Annotated in this window: 14 protein-coding genes and 2 tRNA genes; 5 read left to right on the top strand and 11 right to left on the bottom strand. The window is 51.3% G+C overall.

The window, feature by feature from the left end; genetic code table 11:
* Nucleotides 1–387: 387 nt before the first annotated feature.
* Nucleotides 388–609, bottom strand: coding sequence for a YgdI/YgdR family lipoprotein (locus UC15_RS10045; RefSeq protein WP_112288311.1), 222 nt, complete (start codon nt 607–609; stop codon nt 388–390).
* A 188-nt stretch (nt 610–797) separates the two neighbouring features.
* Between UC15_RS10045 and csdA the strand changes: the two genes are divergently transcribed.
* Both csdA and csdE read left to right on the top strand, forming a co-directional pair.
* Complete coding sequence (csdA, locus tag UC15_RS10040) at nt 798–2,003, top strand: cysteine desulfurase CsdA (RefSeq protein WP_112288310.1); 1,206 nt, start codon at nt 798–800, stop codon at nt 2,001–2,003.
* 20 nt (nt 2,004–2,023) lie between these two features.
* On the top strand, nt 2,024–2,458 hold the full coding sequence (gene csdE, locus UC15_RS10035; RefSeq protein ID WP_112288309.1) for a cysteine desulfurase sulfur acceptor subunit CsdE: 435 nt from the start codon (nt 2,024–2,026) through the stop codon (nt 2,456–2,458).
* Here the strand turns inward: csdE and tcdA are convergent.
* A complete protein-coding gene (gene tcdA, locus UC15_RS10030; RefSeq protein WP_112288308.1) occupies nt 2,446–3,261 on the bottom strand; it encodes a tRNA cyclic N6-threonylcarbamoyladenosine(37) synthase TcdA in 816 nt (271 codons plus the stop codon). The genes csdE and tcdA overlap by 13 nt on opposite strands.
* Before the next feature lie 33 nt (nt 3,262–3,294).
* On the bottom strand, nt 3,295–4,407 hold the full coding sequence (mltA, locus tag UC15_RS10025; protein WP_112288307.1) for a murein transglycosylase A: 1,113 nt from the start codon (nt 4,405–4,407) through the stop codon (nt 3,295–3,297).
* Between the two features lie 220 nt (nt 4,408–4,627).
* On the opposite strand from mltA, the gene UC15_RS10020 reads away from it, so the two are divergent.
* Nucleotides 4,628–4,704: transfer RNA gene (locus UC15_RS10020), tRNA-Met, on the top strand.
* A gap of 73 nt (nt 4,705–4,777) precedes the next feature.
* A tRNA-Met gene (locus tag UC15_RS10015) sits at nt 4,778–4,854 on the top strand.
* A 114-nt stretch (nt 4,855–4,968) separates the two neighbouring features.
* Here UC15_RS10015 and amiC read toward each other — a convergent pair.
* Nucleotides 4,969–6,219 carry an N-acetylmuramoyl-L-alanine amidase AmiC gene (amiC, locus tag UC15_RS10010; protein WP_112288306.1) on the bottom strand — a complete coding sequence of 417 codons (1,251 nt, stop codon included), beginning with the start codon at nt 6,217–6,219 and terminating at the stop codon, nt 4,969–4,971.
* 228 nt (nt 6,220–6,447) lie between these two features.
* On the opposite strand from amiC, the gene argA reads away from it, so the two are divergent.
* Nucleotides 6,448–7,773: an amino-acid N-acetyltransferase gene (gene argA, locus UC15_RS10005; protein WP_112288305.1), complete on the top strand. Its 1,326-nt coding sequence runs from the start codon at nt 6,448–6,450 to the stop codon at nt 7,771–7,773.
* An 82-nt stretch (nt 7,774–7,855) separates the two neighbouring features.
* Here argA and ptrA read toward each other — a convergent pair whose 3' ends face one another.
* From ptrA to lgt, 7 genes are all read right to left on the bottom strand, one after another.
* Nucleotides 7,856–10,741, bottom strand: coding sequence for a pitrilysin (gene ptrA, locus UC15_RS10000; protein ID WP_112288354.1), 2,886 nt, complete (start codon nt 10,739–10,741; stop codon nt 7,856–7,858).
* Nucleotides 10,742–11,042: 301 nt separating this feature from the next.
* Nucleotides 11,043–11,387 (bottom strand): prepilin-type N-terminal cleavage/methylation domain-containing protein, encoded by a 345-nt coding sequence (locus tag UC15_RS09995; RefSeq protein WP_112288304.1) that lies wholly within the window; start codon nt 11,385–11,387, stop codon nt 11,043–11,045.
* A complete protein-coding gene (locus UC15_RS09990) occupies nt 11,380–11,865 on the bottom strand; it encodes a YgdB family protein (RefSeq protein WP_232829850.1) in 486 nt (161 codons plus the stop codon). The genes UC15_RS09995 and UC15_RS09990 overlap by 8 nt, the downstream gene beginning before the upstream one ends.
* Nucleotides 11,862–12,449 carry a prepilin peptidase-dependent protein gene (locus UC15_RS09985; protein WP_112288303.1) on the bottom strand — a complete coding sequence of 196 codons (588 nt, stop codon included), beginning with the start codon at nt 12,447–12,449 and terminating at the stop codon, nt 11,862–11,864. The genes UC15_RS09990 and UC15_RS09985 overlap by 4 nt, the downstream gene beginning before the upstream one ends.
* A complete protein-coding gene (locus tag UC15_RS09980) occupies nt 12,440–12,901 on the bottom strand; it encodes a prepilin peptidase-dependent protein (RefSeq protein WP_112288302.1) in 462 nt (153 codons plus the stop codon). Before UC15_RS09980 ends, UC15_RS09985 begins: the two co-directional genes overlap by 10 nt.
* 283 nt (nt 12,902–13,184) lie before the next feature.
* A complete protein-coding gene (gene thyA / locus UC15_RS09975; protein ID WP_112288301.1) occupies nt 13,185–13,979 on the bottom strand; it encodes a thymidylate synthase in 795 nt (264 codons plus the stop codon).
* Nucleotides 13,980–13,985: 6 nt separating this feature from the next.
* Nucleotides 13,986–14,855, bottom strand: coding sequence for a prolipoprotein diacylglyceryl transferase (lgt, locus tag UC15_RS09970; protein WP_112288300.1), 870 nt, complete (start codon nt 14,853–14,855; stop codon nt 13,986–13,988).
* Nucleotides 14,856–14,940 lie beyond the last annotated feature (85 nt).

The following is a 14,940-nucleotide window of genomic DNA, read 5'->3' as shown; positions in this document are numbered from 1 at the left end:
AGGCAAAAACCTATAGTGGCGCCACTTCCTGAGCCGGAACGAAAAGTAGATTGGTATGAGGATGCTGAAATACTTTTGGCTTGTGGTTGTGATGTTGTGTTTGCAATTGTCTGGCAATCCAGACACGTAGCTTGAATGCTACAAACTTTTCACTTCCTGTACATTACCCTGTCTGTCCAAAGTGATTTTTCAGCACCGCTATTTGCGGTGCTTTTTTTTGCCTGTGTCTGGGGCAAACAGTATGGGGCTAAGAGTTTGTGGCAAAGAGACAGGAATGCGGGCGCATAATGTGACAAAACCGGCCTCATCGCAAGAAGAGCCGGTTTTGTCATAGAGCAGAACGTGAGGTTACCCCGGATTCATACACTCGGGGGGGCACCTGAGGGGTTAGTTCCCTTCTGCCATTTCTTTGATTTCAGATTTATTGATCTGCTGCTTGTTGCCATACGCATCGGTATAACTGATCATACCGGTATCATTGTCCGTGCTAGGTTTGCCATCAGCAACAATGGTACGGCCATCGTTGGTATGCATCACGTAGTTGCTTGAACAGGCGGCAAGTGTTGTGGTCAGCAGTGCAGCTGAAATTACGGCGGCGATCTTCTTCATCATAGACTCCTTGCAGATTAAAATGCTTAAAAATCCTGGTTAAACTTCCAGGCTAATGTATTTAGTTAACGTAATTCAGCATAACAAACTTCTGATAAATTTCCAGGTAACCATTCCTAAAATGAATAAGCAGCTTGTGTTACAAAAAACCTGCATTTTTGAACTCAGGCTGAAGGATCTGAATTGGTATGAAAGACTTTAACCCCGCCGTTTTCCGCCAGCACTTTCCTGCACTGTCTCAGGGACAATGCTATCTCGACAATGCAGCCACCGCACTGAAGCCGCAGGCAGTGATCGACGCCACCGTGAATTTCTACTCTCAGGAAGGTGCTACCGTTCACCGCAGCCAGCATCGTGCGGCGCAAACCCTGACGGAACAATACGAGCAGACCAGAGCGCAGATCGCACAATGGATTAATGCGCCACGTAGCGAAAATATCGTCTGGACGCGGGGAACCACGGAATCTATCAATCTGGTGGCACAAAGCTGGCTGCGCCCACGACTGCAACCGGGTGATGAGATTATCGTCAGTCAGGCAGAACATCACGCGAACCTTATTCCGTGGCTGATGGTGGCACAGCAATGTCAGGCGCACGTCGTCACGCTGCCGGTGGATAAACAAGGCATACCCGATATAGACACCCTTCCCCGCCTGCTGAGCAACAAGACACGCCTGCTGGCGCTGACGCAAATGTCGAACGTGACGGGCGCAATGCCTGATATTGCCCGCGCCGTTGAACTGGCGCACATAAACGGCACGCCCGTGCTTATCGATGGCGCACAAGGTGTGGTGCATTGTCCGTCAGATGTACAACGTCTCGATATCGACTTTTATGCTTTCTCGGGTCATAAGCTTTACGGCCCGACCGGCATCGGCGTGCTGTATGGCAAAACAGCATTACTCGACAGTATGTCGCCATGGCAGGGCGGCGGGAAAATGCTGACGCAGGCTTCCATGACAGATTTCGCACCGCAGGCTGTTCCGCACCGCTTCGAAGCGGGAACGCCAAATATTGCCGGTGTTATCGGCATGTCTGCTGCGCTGGAATGGTTAAAAACTGTCGATCTGCCTGCAGCGGAAAAACATGCACAACAGCTGGCGGCACTGGCCGAAGAACAACTTGCGAAGATTGAAGGATTCCGCAGTTTCCGCTGTCACCATTCGTCCGTTCTGGCATTCGATATTGCCGGTGTACATCACAGTGATTTGGTAGCGTTGCTGGCCGAACAGGCGATCGCCTTGCGCGCCGGACAACATTGCGCTCAGCCACTGATGAACGCTCTGGGCATCAGCGGAACATTACGGGCCTCATTTGCGCCGTATAATAATGAACAGGACGTCACGCGGCTGGTCGGGGCGGTAAAATACGCCCTCGATTTGTTAGCCGATTAATTCATTGTTTGGGGAATACCATGTCAGCGCCACATCCTTTCGGCCATGAGATCACTGAAGCCTCACTGACCGAAAAATTCGCGTCATTTCGTCAGTGGGAAGACCGCTATCGCCAGTTAATCCTGCTTGCAAAATCCTTACCACCGCTGGATACGGCGCTGAAAACACCTGAGAATGAGCTATCTGGATGTGAAAACCGGGTCTGGCTTGGCGCGGAAAAATCAGAGAACGGGACGATGCATTTTTATGGCGACAGTGAGGGTCGGATCGTGAAAGGTTTGCTGGCCGTATTACTGACTGCCGTAGAAGGCAAAACGCCAGACGAGATCTTAAAGCGTGATCCGCTGGCGTTGTTTGATGTATTAGGATTGCGTGAGCAGCTCAGCACCAGCCGCGCAAGCGGACTTAACGCGCTGGCAGCAGGCGTAATCGCTCTTGCCCGTCAGGCGGCCTGAGCCTGACGCTGTGCTTTCGCCATCATTTTCTTCAGCACATGAGATACCGCGACAAAGCCAAACGTCGCGGTAACCATCGTCGCCGCCCCAAAACCGGAAGCGCAGTCCATCCGTTTCGGCCCTTCTGCCGTTGCCCTTGAGGCACACACAGAACCATCTGCCTGTGGATACATCAGCGGTTCGCTGGAAAATACACAGTCAATTCCGAGCTTACCTTTGCTGTTTTTCACCACGTTGAAATCACTTTTCAGACGCTCACGCAGTTTTGCCGCCAGCGGATCCTGAATAGTTTTCGCCAGATCCACGACCGCGATCTGTGTCGGATCGATCTGCCCGCCCGCACCGCCGGTCGTTACCACCGGGATCTTATAACGACGGCAATAAGCCAGCAGAGCAGCTTTAGGTCGCACGCTGTCAATAGCATCAATCACGTAGCTGAAACCCTGGTCGAGCATCTCAGCGACGTTATCCGGCGTAATAAAATCGTCTATACACGTCACCTTGCACTCGGGATTAATCGCCAGAATACGCTGCGCCATGATTTCTGTTTTCGCCTGCCCGACATTTTCACGCAAGGCATGAATCTGACGGTTGGTGTTAGTCACGCAGACGTCATCCATATCAATCAGCGTTATCGCGCCAATGCCGGTTCGCGCCAGCGCTTCCGCCGCCCATGAGCCCACTCCGCCGATACCAATAACGCAGACATGCGCCTGCGAGAACAACTCCAGCGATTGCTGACCATAAAGCCGGGCAGTTCCGCCAAAACGTTGCTGATAAGCGTCGGAATAGGTAGCTGTCATGAAAAGATAAACCTCAGTGCGTTATGTCGAAATCTAGTTAGAAGGCGCGTAGGCCGTGAACAGCGGTTTGCCGTTCTGCGCTGATTTTAACACCCAGACGCGTCCGTAGTGATTATAAAATCCGGCAGAATGTCCGGCGTCAGGGCCAATTCCCTGATACATATCGAAATGTTGTCCTTTAATCGCCCCGCCGACATCCAGTGCTACCATCAGGCGCATATGATATTTACCGGTAAACTTGCCTTTATCATTCAGCTCAGGCACTTCTGCCAGCAATGTTGTCCCCGCCGGGATCAGCGAGCGGTCAGACGCAACCGACGCTTTGGCAATCAGCGGAACGCCGCTGGCACCGCGAACTGGCGCGAAAGGCTCAGGCTTGAAGAACACGAATGACGGGTTTTGCTCCAGCAGTTCACGAACTTCTGCCGCGCTGTGTGTATCGGCCCACTGACGGATAGCCTGCATCGACATGTTTTCGCGCGCTACTTCACCACGGTCGATCAGCACTTTGCCGATACTGCGGTAAGCATGGCCATTCTTGCCGGCATAACCAAAGAACATGAACGGGCGACCATCGCCGTAATCGACATACCCGCTGCCCTGCACTTCCATCATGAAGTTATCCATCAGGGAATTGGTCCAGGCGACGACGTAATTATCGCTCAGGGCTCCGGAATAAATCGAGGCACGGTCAGGCAAACGACCGCGTTTTGGCGGCATACGGTACAGCGGATACTGGAATTCACCCTGACGCGTATAACGCGCCTGTACCACTGGCGTGTAATAGCCGGTAAGCTGAACGTTACCGAAATTGTCAGCACCTTCCATCTGATAAGCGCTGATGCCGTACTGGCTCAGATTGCGGGTATCCGCGCCGGACCGTAACCATTGTTCGACAGCCTGAAATGTCGTGTTGTTACGACCGTATAAAGAAGAAGAGGCAATCTGAACTGCGGCAACCTGATTGGAGTAATCCAGCGCATTCACCGGTTTGCCCGTCGCATTCGGCTCATTCACGTATTCAAGCGCATTATCCAGGCGACCATCTTTATACTGCTGACCACGGTCGGTGGGTCGCGAGGAACATCCCGCCAGTACCGCTATCACCAGACCACCCAGCAGATATTTACTCCAACGTCCTTTCATTATTGCCGCGCTCTCTTACATTCAGGGAAATGACTGGCGAAACGATAACAAACGGCCTGTCAGAAAGGAATTGTCACAGTCGAAAAAAGTGTACTGACCCAAATTGTGCCTCAAACGGCCATTTTGTGGATAAAAAGCCAGCAACTAAGTGCTTTATTTGAATAAATTCAAAAAAGGGTTGCACGAAATCTCATGGGGAGTATAGTTCGCCTCCATCGGACGCGGGGTGGAGCAGCCTGGTAGCTCGTCGGGCTCATAACCCGAAGGTCGTCGGTTCAAATCCGGCCCCCGCAACCAATTCGAGACTGAAGTATGAAGATGCTCAGTTCGGATAATGTGATGAAGTAAAGTAGTGCTAAGTAGTGACGGACGCGGGGTGGAGCAGCCTGGTAGCTCGTCGGGCTCATAACCCGAAGGTCGTCGGTTCAAATCCGGCCCCCGCAACCAACTACTTATAAATCAGTATTATTAAGCAGTAAAACATCAGGCACCTTAACGGGTGTTTTTTTGTATCTGAATTCCGGTAAACAGCGGGAACGCACTTCCCGCCTCACAACAGAATCATCCTCTCGCCGACATCCCGCCCTGAGCAAAGTACGCTTTGATCCCTGCCAGAATGGACTCCGCCACCTGCTGCTGAAAATGCGCAGTCCGAAGTTTTTTCTCTTCATTGATATTACTGATAAACGCCGTCTCGACCAGAATCGAAGGAATATCCGGCGCTTTCAGCACAGCGAATCCCGCCTGGTCGACTTTGTTTTTGTGCAGATGATTAATCTTGCCCATCCGCGTCAGCACTTCTTTACCGAATTTCAGGCTATCACTGATGGTCGCCGTCTGAACCAGATCAAACATCGTATGATCGAGATAGCGGTCACCGCTTTTGCTGACGCCGCCTATCAGGTCGGATTCATTCTGCGTTTGTGCCAGAAAACGTGCCGCTGAACTGGTTGCGCCTTTCGTTGATAACGCAAACACCGACGATCCTTTGGCAGCCCGGCTGGTAAACGCATCCGCATGAATTGAGATAAACAGATCTGCCCGCAGCTTTCGCGCCTTTGCCACGCGGACTTTCAGCGGAATAAATACGTCTTCATTGCGGGTCATATACGCTTTCATATTCGGCTCGCGCGTAATGAGCTTCTGTAACCGGCGTCCAATCTGCAACACCACGTCTTTCTCACGCGTTTTATATTTGCCGATAGCACCCGGATCTTCGCCGCCATGTCCGGGATCGAGCATGATCACCAGCGGCCGACTGCGTCCAGCCTTACCGTCTTTCCTGGTTTCCGGCGGCAGCGTTCTTGCGACATCCCCGCGGTTATAATCTTCCAGTAATGCCAGCAGAGGATCGTCCTGAACACTGACTTCTCCTTCTTGTGGATAAAGGTCGACAACCAGACGGTTATGAAACTCCGCCACTGGTTTAAGCGTAAAGACATGCGGACTGATGGCCCGCTTGAGTTCCAGCACCATACGGACCGTTTTGGTATCGAACTGCCCCACCCGCGCCTGACGGATATAAGGATCGCTTTGCTGAACTTTCTCGCCCAGACCTTTAAGCACGCTGTTCAGGTGGACGCCCTCAATATCAATGACCACTCGCGGCGGATCATTAAGCAGAAACTGCTTATATTTTAAGGGAGTGCTGGATTCAAGAGTAATGCGGGTATACGTCGAGGAAGGCCAGATGCGTACCGCGATAACCTGTGAGCTGGCGGCAAAACCTACTTTACTGACACTAAGCATCCAGGAGGCAGCTACGGTTTGAAGAAGGCGTCGTCGTCCGGGATTGTGATTATCGTCAGTCATGCAGTCTCAAAAGTATCTAAAAGTAAAAAACAGGTGATAAAAAAATCAGTTTGCGAATTCTAGCGAATCGAATCCCGCATGTCATTCCCTAACATTTATTCGATTTATCAATTTGTTGCCTGTTTGTAATCAGTGTTAATTCAAAAACAGAGATTTCTTACTTGCCACACGGCCCCAAAAGAATAAAAATACAAAAATTACGAATAAAAATTCAAACGAGGTTTTGCCGTGAAGGAACGTAGTACTGAACTGGTTCAGGGATTTCGCCACTCAGTTCCCTATATCAATGCTCACCGTGGCAAAACTTTCGTTGTCATGCTCGGTGGTGAAGCCATTGAACATGAGAACTTCAGTAATATTGTCAATGATATCGGCCTGTTACACAGTCTGGGTATTCGTCTGGTGGTCGTTTATGGTGCCCGTCCGCAGATTGATGCGAACCTTTCTGAGCACAATTACGAACCGATTTACCATAAAAATATCCGCGTCACTGACGCCCGTTCACTGGAACTGGTTAAGCAGGCAGCCGGCCTTTTACAGCTTGATATCACCGCCCGGCTTTCAATGAGCCTGAATAATACGCCACTGCAGGGCGCTCACATCAACGTGGTCAGCGGCAACTTTATTATCGCGCAGCCGCTGGGAGTGGATGACGGTATCGATTACTGCCACAGCGGCCGTATCCGCCGTATTGATGAAGAAGCCATTCATCGTCAGCTCGACAGCAATGCCATTGTATTGCTTGGTCCGGTTGCGGTTTCCGTTACGGGTGAAAGCTTCAACCTGACATCAGAAGAAGTGGCAACGCAGCTGGCGATTAAGCTTAAAGCCGAGAAAATGATCGGCTTCTGTTCTTCACAGGGGGTCATTAATGAGGAAGGTAATATCATTTCCGAATTGTTCCCGAATGACGCGCAGGAACGGATTGATCAGATGGAATCCAGTGGCGATTATCTTTCCGGCACAGTGCGCTTCCTGCGTGGTGCGGTGAAAGCCTGCCGCAGCGGCGTTCGTCGCAGCCACCTGATCAGTTATCAGGAAGATGGCGCGCTGGTTCAGGAATTGTTCTCCCGCGATGGCATCGGTACGCAAATCGTCATGGAGAGCGCTGAACAGGTTCGCCGCGCCACCATTAATGACATCGGCGGTATCCTTGAACTGATCCGCCCTCTGGAGCAACAGGGCATTCTGGTGCGCCGTTCCCGTGAACAGCTGGAAATGGAAATCGATAAATTCACGATTATCGAACGGGATAATCTGACCATCGCCTGCGCCGCGCTCTATCCGTTCCATGACGAAGGCATTGGCGAAATGGCCTGCGTTGCCGTTCATCCGGATTACCGCAGTTCTTCACGGGGTGAGATGCTGCTGCAGCGTGTTGCCAGCCAGGCAAAAATGATGGGGCTAAACCGTTTATTTGTCCTGACGACGCGCAGCATTCACTGGTTCCAGGAGCGCGGTTTTAAACCGGCAGAGGTAGATGTATTGCCGATCCAGAAACAGGAAATGTACAACTATCAGCGTCGTTCAAAAATCCTGATATCTGAGCTGTAACTTTCCGTATTGAACGGTGACTTATAGAAAACAAAAAGGACGCAAAAGCGTCCTTTTTTAGTTTCTGCTGGTTCCTGCAAAATTATTCAGCAGATTTGGGTTCCAGCGTTTTCTGCAATGTAGACGTATCTGGCCAGGTTTTAAAACCTGCCGGTGCGGCATATTGCGGTGTTTTGCTGTCATTGCCCGAAACCTGAGACAACATCGCCAGCCCTTCTTGCTTAATCACCGCTTTCTGGAAGTAATCCGCCAGCTGGGTTTGTGTCAGACCGGCAATCACGCGGATGACATTCGCTCTGGTATCAAATTGCGCATTTCCGCGACTGAAATCATTACCGAACCGATCGGCTTCTTCATCAAGTGTTTGCGGATTCTGCTGCATTTCGTTGACCAGCCCCTGCTTGTACTGCAGGAACTCAGCATCTTTCATTTCACGCAGGCGTTTTTCGGCTTGTGGATAAAATGCCAGATAGCGCTGATACAGATAGTCAGGTTGTTTGCTGTTACTTTGCAGCAGGAAACCAATCCCCCACTGTTTTCCGACAGGAATAGGGAAAGCAAAGACAGCGTATCCCAGTTGCTCCTGAGTACGCAGCTGGCTGTAGAACCAGGGCTGAATAATCTGCCCGAGCATTGCGCTGTATCCCATACTCTGGACTTCATCGTAACCTGTTGGCACATAAACGGCAGCCAGCGCGGAGTCCGAACTGGTCCCGACACGCTGAATATTGGCTTTTACCGGCTCAGTCACCTGCGCCTGCTCGCCACGCCACCATTTGTCTCCGTGTGCGCCAAGCTTTTGCATGATTTGTTGCGACATGGCTTTAACCTGAGCGGCAGTCATATTACCGACAACCATCACTTCTACGGCGGCATGATGTACCAGTTGTTCACGGTAAGCGTTCACATCTTCAAGGGTGATGGCGGAAACCAGTTTTTCTCGTTCGCTGCGCTCGGTATAAGGTACGCGGGAAAGCAGCTGAACAGGTTGCAGCGCAAGTTCAAACGCTTTTCCTTTATCTGCTGAAGCCAGACGTTCGAGATACCAGGATTTCGCCTGATCCAGCTGTTCCTGTGTCGGTTTGAAGTCAGGATAATTGTCTACCAGCGCTGCCAGCAAATCAGGCAGGCACTCGGTAAAACCTGTGGCTGTAAATTGCAGGCCATTGTCCGGCGATGTGCCGAAAGTAATCCCACCGATGGACGCCTGATAGCTCAGTTGATCGAACGCTACGCCAGTCAGATAATCAGTAAGACCGTATAGCACCTGATTTTTAGCCGTGCTGAGCGCCTGATCGTTGCGGAAAGAAACGGTCACATTGGCTTTTGGCTCGTCAGCAAAGTATCTGCTGGGCATGTAGAACACCCGTAAACCTTTTTCGTCCACCAGCAGTTCAGGTTTTGTCGCTTTAGAGTCTTTGGTCACCAGCGCGAGTGACTCAGGGATATAGGGATTCAGTGCCGGCAGTGATAACGCGATAGTTTGCCCGATGGTTTTCCATTGCTCATAGGTCTGAGGCGGCACTTTATCGACCTGATATGGCGCATTCACGAAGTAAGCTATTTTATTGTGCGGCTCATTTGGGCTGATTATCCAATAGCGCGCATTTTGCGGCGTCATTTCATCCAGACGGGATCCAATGGCTTTGGGGTCGTATTGATCTGTCAGATAAGGCGAATCGAGAACGTGCTCAACCGGTACGCGCAGCATGGTATCCACCAGCCATTCGACGTAATCCATATCCCGCGTTAATGCCGGATACCGGAAATCGAGCGCCATCACGTGTGCAATTTCATCAAAATAGGGCTTCTCAATACCCCTGGCACGCATCTCGTTGAGATAACTGAATACAGCGGCAATCACGGTGTCACGCTGTGCGAGACCCTTATCCGTCAGGGAAACCGAGATATTGAAGACGCCCATATTACGGTTCACCATCGGATCAGCACCGGCGCTTATCCCGTCAGCATAACCCTGTTTCTGTAACCAGTCAGAGAGTGTATTCGGGCTGCGGTTGCCAATCAGATAGCTGATATAGGTGTCAGTTTTACTGCGAAAATCTGCGCTGTTGTTATCGATGGCAAATTCAATGCGTAATTCTTTGCGGGGTTGTGCGGGAACAAAATGGATGAATTCCCCTTTCTGTTCAGCGGTTAACGTGGGCACCGTGATTGGCGGAACCACCGCGTGATGATTGGCTATCTGACCAAAGGTCGTTGAGGCCAGTTCTGCCAGTTCCGGCAAAGACTTATTACTGTAAATCACGCCGACCATCAGGTTAGCGGAATAATAGCGGTGATAAAAAGCCGTCAGTTCATCATGCAGCCTGCTGCCGGGTTTGTCTTTCAGGGTATCCAGATTCCCCCCGGCGAAACGGGCTGCCGGATGCTCAGGGTTCAATGTCTCTGCGCGAACCTGCGCCATGCGCATTCCGTCGCGGGAGCGTGCCATCGTCAGCTCAGCGTTGACAGCGTTACGCTCGCGGTCGCCATTAGCGGGATCCAGTAAAGGCTCGCCAATGGCATCGGAAAGGCGATCAACGGCCTCCGGCAGAGCGTCATTTTCTACTTCCAGATAAAAGGCCGTGCGGTAAGAAGCCGTGCTGCCGTTATGACTACCGCCGTGTTTCTTAAGGAATTCAGAAAGGCTTTCAGGCTGAGGATATTTCTTAGAACCCATCAGCAACATGTGTTCGGTATAGTGAGCCAGGCCTAATTGGGAACCGGGATCTTCCAGTGATCCGACAGGAATAGCCAGTGCAGCGAGAGACTTGGGGGCTTGAGGATCAGATACCAGCAAAACGGTCATATCATTCGCCAGTTTGATGGCCTGATACTGACGCGGGTCGTTCTGACTTTTATTGATAGCTTGTGGATAAGGCTGCCAGTCGGCTGCACTTGAAACAACAGGGGCCCAAAAGGTCAATAACAACAGTAACCCGGAAATACGGGTAACCTGTTTTAACATTGCCACACTCCCTAAATCGAATAAACGTGCCACACGGGCAATAAATACAGGGTTCAACAACAGATGAACCTCAACAAGCTGTTTTGAGCAGATGAGTCTGTTCAGACCCCGCAGAAACAGGATAGTTGTGAAAAAAATCGCATTGGGATTTTCTTCCTGTGTTCCGTCACGTTTTAGCCATAAAGCCAAATGTTCCAATAGGGAAAAATCACCCTGTTAAACCACTCTAAGCTGTTAGCTCACCATTGCAAGTGGCTTGAGCGTATTTTTGTCCTTGGTTATGCCGCTGACGGACACCGTTTCAGGGACTGGAATTGCATATCAGGCGCTGCAATATTGCCTGATATTTTGCCGGCGTTTGAATCTTAGCACTGACTAACTTGCAGGATTGTGCATCTGAAATGCCAGTAAGCAGAAATTCCCAACCTTCGGTAAAAGGCTCAGTGCCTTTTCCTGTCACTGAATAGGCCTCAAGCTGAGAATGCGCTTCTGCCCACGCCTGCTGAACCTGCCACTGACGCATAAACCCGTATGTCAGCGACTGGTAGTAGTTCAGGAGTCCAAGTATCGACACTGACAGCAACAACATTGCAATCAGAGCCTCTGTCAGACTAAAACCTTGTTGTTCTGCCCGGCTTTCATTCATTGCAGACCTGCTCATCAGCCTCAGGGCAAAAATCCAGCCATCCCTGCTTCAGGTGTGAAAAAATTACCTCTCCGCTGGCCTGCTTTTTCACACTGGCCTGCTGATATTGCATAACAGATTCATTGCCTTCTGCCATTCTTCCTTCGCCACGAAACAGGAAAATATCCTGGCGCAATGAAGGCCGGACACACACTCTGCCGGTGCCTGAAGCGATGATGCCTGCTGCCACATTCCGGCACTGCCAGAAAGGTTCGCTGCTGTCTTTCCATGACTGGCGTATACCCCACGCTAACGCTGATGCTGCATTTTCCCAGGCAATGACATAACGATGCTGATTCGATGTCAGCGCCAGTCCCGCGGAAAGTTGCTGTTGCAGTGAGTTTAGGGCGATCAACCCCAACCCCATCATCACCATAATACTCAGGATCATTGCACTCCCCTGCTGTTTGGCCGAATCGCGCATTTCAGCTGCTGTCATAAAACGTGGCCTGCAATCATTTCGGTCACCTGCCGGTGGATAAACGGATTTTTGCTCCAGCTGGCGTCAAGTTGCAGTGAATACAGGCGGCCGGAGCCACTTGTTGCTACCTCGGTTACCACAAACCGGGTCACGTTGACTTCAGCAGGGTCGAGAAATTTTTCCCACCCCGAACTGCTGCAATCACCTGCCCCGCGCTGAACCTCAATACCGCCCTGACGTAAACGATAACCAAAGTATTCAGACTCCGCCGTCCCGGGCTTATCCCATTTTCCGTTACGGTTCAGGTCATAGATAACAAGGATGCAGGAACTCGCCGCTTCACCCGCAGCATTGCCGATGATGACAGATTTGCCCTCACAGGTTCCGTTACAGAAACCGGCCCGACGAATATCTTTGCCAATAGCAAAAGTAGTCTGGCGTAAAAGTTGCTCGAGCTGATAATGCCGGCCCAGGCTCTGGCTTCTCTGACGCATCAGCGGATAGATTTGTGCAGCACTGAGCATCAGCATGCTGCCAATCCCCATCGCTATCATGACTTCTGGTAACGTGAACCCCTGACAGCGGGGTATGCTCACTGGCATAAGCCGATGCCCAACAATGGCTGCGCTTCACTGCACGTACGCAACCGTCCTCTGACAGAAAGTACGATCCGCAAACTTCCCGCTGAATTTTTCAGTGTGATATGCCCGGCCAGCGCCGCATTACGCAGGCCGTAAAAGCCCATGTTTTTTTCGCTGACAGCAAGTAACTCCACACCGGATCCACGGGTGGCGAATATTTTTCCCACAGCATTATGACAACCTGAAGGAGGGGTTCCGGTTCCCACGCATCCATCAGTGCCGGCAATGCCCCATAAGACTGCAGAGCGATTGTAATTATTGGCTTCTGCCTGCACCCCGAACAGATACAAACGCAGCTGCTGAGCAGATTGCTCAAGCTTTAATGCCTGCTGGTAATTGCGCCAGCTGTGGATCCCCCACAACGTACACATGGCGACCAGAGCCACGACAACCATCATTTCAATCAGCGACATTCCCTCTTCCCCTGCCTGCTCAAATGTTTTCATGCGGCCAAAATAGGCATTTAGATTTTTTCTGCCACTGGCAGAGTCATTTTTTCCAGGATGTCGTGAGAACTTTCGATGCAACGAAATCCACGCGACAAAAAAGTTGCGTGATGTCTCGCAGGGATAGCACCGGGATATAAATCGGGATAGCAATTGTCAGGAAAAGGCGTAAAAAGTGGGGCAGCTGGAAAGCAGGAGAAGAGGGGGAATGACCGCCTGACGCAAGCGTCAGGCGGCATACAACGAAGGATCAGATAGCGACAGGTGCCTTGATTGCAGGGTGCGGATCGTACCCTTCAATCTCGAAATCTTCGAAGTTGTAATCAAACAAGGAGGCCGGTTTGCGTTTAATGACAAGTTTTGGCAACGCACGGGGTTCACGGCTCAGTTGCAGATGCGTCTGTTCCATGTGGTTGCTGTACAGGTGCGTATCGCCACCCGTCCAGACAAAATCACCCACTTCGAGGTCGCATTGTTGCGCCATCATATGCACCAGCAGTGCGTAGCTGGCGATATTGAACGGCAAGCCGAGGAAGATATCGCATGAGCGCTGGTACAGCTGGCAGGACAATTTACCGTCGGCCACATAGAACTGGAAGAAAGCGTGGCAGGGTGCCAGCGCCATCTGATCCAGTTCGCCCACGTTCCATGCAGACACGATAATACGACGCGAGTCAGGGTCTTTCTTCAGCTGTTCAACCACATTTGCCAGCTGGTCGATTTGCTTGCCGTCAGCAGCACCCCAGGCACGCCATTGCTTGCCGTAAACCGGTCCGAGGTCGCCGTTTTCGTCAGCCCACTCGTCCCAGATGCTGACATTGTTTTCACGCAGATAAGCAATGTTAGTTTCGCCTTTCAGGAACCACAGGAGTTCATGAATAATGGAGCGTAAATGGCAGCGTTTGGTCGTGACCAGCGGGAAACCTTCCTGCAAGTTGAAACGCATCTGATGACCAAAAATCGACAACGTGCCCGTACCGGTACGGTCGGCTTTAGGGGTGCCCTCATCGAGCACTTTCTGCATTAAATCCAGATACTGTTTCATGTTACCTCACGACAATTGTTTCTGCGGACGGCGATATGCCCAGACCATCATAATCAGGCCAATGACAACCATTGGGATGGACAGCACCTGTCCCATACTGATGATCCCGTCGAACAAACCAAGCTGTGCATCTGGCTGGCGGAAGTGTTCAACGATGATGCGGAATAAGCCATAACCGATCAGGAACAAGCCTGATACCGCGCCCATCGGGCGGGATTTACGGATAAATACGTTCAGGATGATGAACAGTACGATACCTTCGAGCAGCAGTTCATACAGCTGCGAAGGATGGCGCGGCAACACGCCGTACTGGTTCAGTAGCGGCTGCCATTTCGGGTCAGCGGCGGCAATCGCAATATCTTCCTGACGGGAACCCGGGAACAGCATTGCCCATGGCACATCCGTGGTCACGCGGCCCCAGAGCTCGCCATTGATAAAGTTACCAAGACGACCCGCGCCCAGACCAAACGGGATCAACGGAGCGATAAAATCGGCAACCTGGAAGAAGTTGCGCTTAGTGCGACGGGCAAAAATCAGCATAACCACGATTACGCCAATCAGGCCGCCGTGGAAGGACATGCCGCCGTCCCACACTTTGAAAAGATACAGTGGGTTTTCGAGGAACAAAGGCAGATTGTAGAAGAATACGTAACCGATACGACCACCGAGGAAGACACCGAGGAAACCCGCGTACAACAGATTTTCAACTTCGTCTTTGGTCCAGCCGCTGCCTGGCTTGTTAGCACGGCGTACCGCCAGCCACATTGCGAAGACAAAACCGACCAGATACATCAGTCCGTACCAGTGAAGAGATACCGGTCCGATTGAGAAAATCACCGGATCAAACTGGGGAAACGCCAGATAGCTGTTGCTCATCTATCACCACAAATTGTTTATCATTATTGCCCGGTCAGGGGCCAGCAGGGAGCGAATAGTAGCATAGCCGGAAGGTTTTCCGGGG

It is taken from the genome of Rahnella sp. AN3-3W3 (assembly GCF_003263545.1).
Lineage (GTDB): Bacteria > Pseudomonadota > Gammaproteobacteria > Enterobacterales > Enterobacteriaceae > Rahnella > Rahnella variigena.
This window is presented reverse-complemented; position numbering and strand designations above follow the sequence as displayed.

Coding starts and splice junctions, on each gene's coding strand:
- UC15_RS10045 (WP_112288311.1), bottom strand. CDS start 609: ATGAAGAAGATCGCCGCCGTAATTTCAGCTGCACTGCTGACCACAACA.
- csdA (WP_112288310.1), top strand. CDS start 798: ATGAAAGACTTTAACCCCGCCGTTTTCCGCCAGCACTTTCCTGCACTG.
- csdE (WP_112288309.1), top strand. CDS start 2,024: ATGTCAGCGCCACATCCTTTCGGCCATGAGATCACTGAAGCCTCACTG.
- tcdA (WP_112288308.1), bottom strand. CDS start 3,261: ATGACAGCTACCTATTCCGACGCTTATCAGCAACGTTTTGGCGGAACT.
- mltA (WP_112288307.1), bottom strand. CDS start 4,407: ATGAAAGGACGTTGGAGTAAATATCTGCTGGGTGGTCTGGTGATAGCG.
- amiC (WP_112288306.1), bottom strand. CDS start 6,219: ATGACTGACGATAATCACAATCCCGGACGACGACGCCTTCTTCAAACC.
- ptrA (WP_112288354.1), bottom strand. CDS start 10,741: ATGTTAAAACAGGTTACCCGTATTTCCGGGTTACTGTTGTTATTGACC.
- UC15_RS09995 (WP_112288304.1), bottom strand. CDS start 11,387: ATGAATGAAAGCCGGGCAGAACAACAAGGTTTTAGTCTGACAGAGGCT.
- UC15_RS09990 (WP_232829850.1), bottom strand. CDS start 11,865: ATGACAGCAGCTGAAATGCGCGATTCGGCCAAACAGCAGGGGAGTGCA.
- UC15_RS09985 (WP_112288303.1), bottom strand. CDS start 12,449: ATGCCAGTGAGCATACCCCGCTGTCAGGGGTTCACGTTACCAGAAGTC.
- UC15_RS09980 (WP_112288302.1), bottom strand. CDS start 12,901: ATGTCGCTGATTGAAATGATGGTTGTCGTGGCTCTGGTCGCCATGTGT.
- thyA (WP_112288301.1), bottom strand. CDS start 13,979: ATGAAACAGTATCTGGATTTAATGCAGAAAGTGCTCGATGAGGGCACC.
- lgt (WP_112288300.1), bottom strand. CDS start 14,855: ATGAGCAACAGCTATCTGGCGTTTCCCCAGTTTGATCCGGTGATTTTC.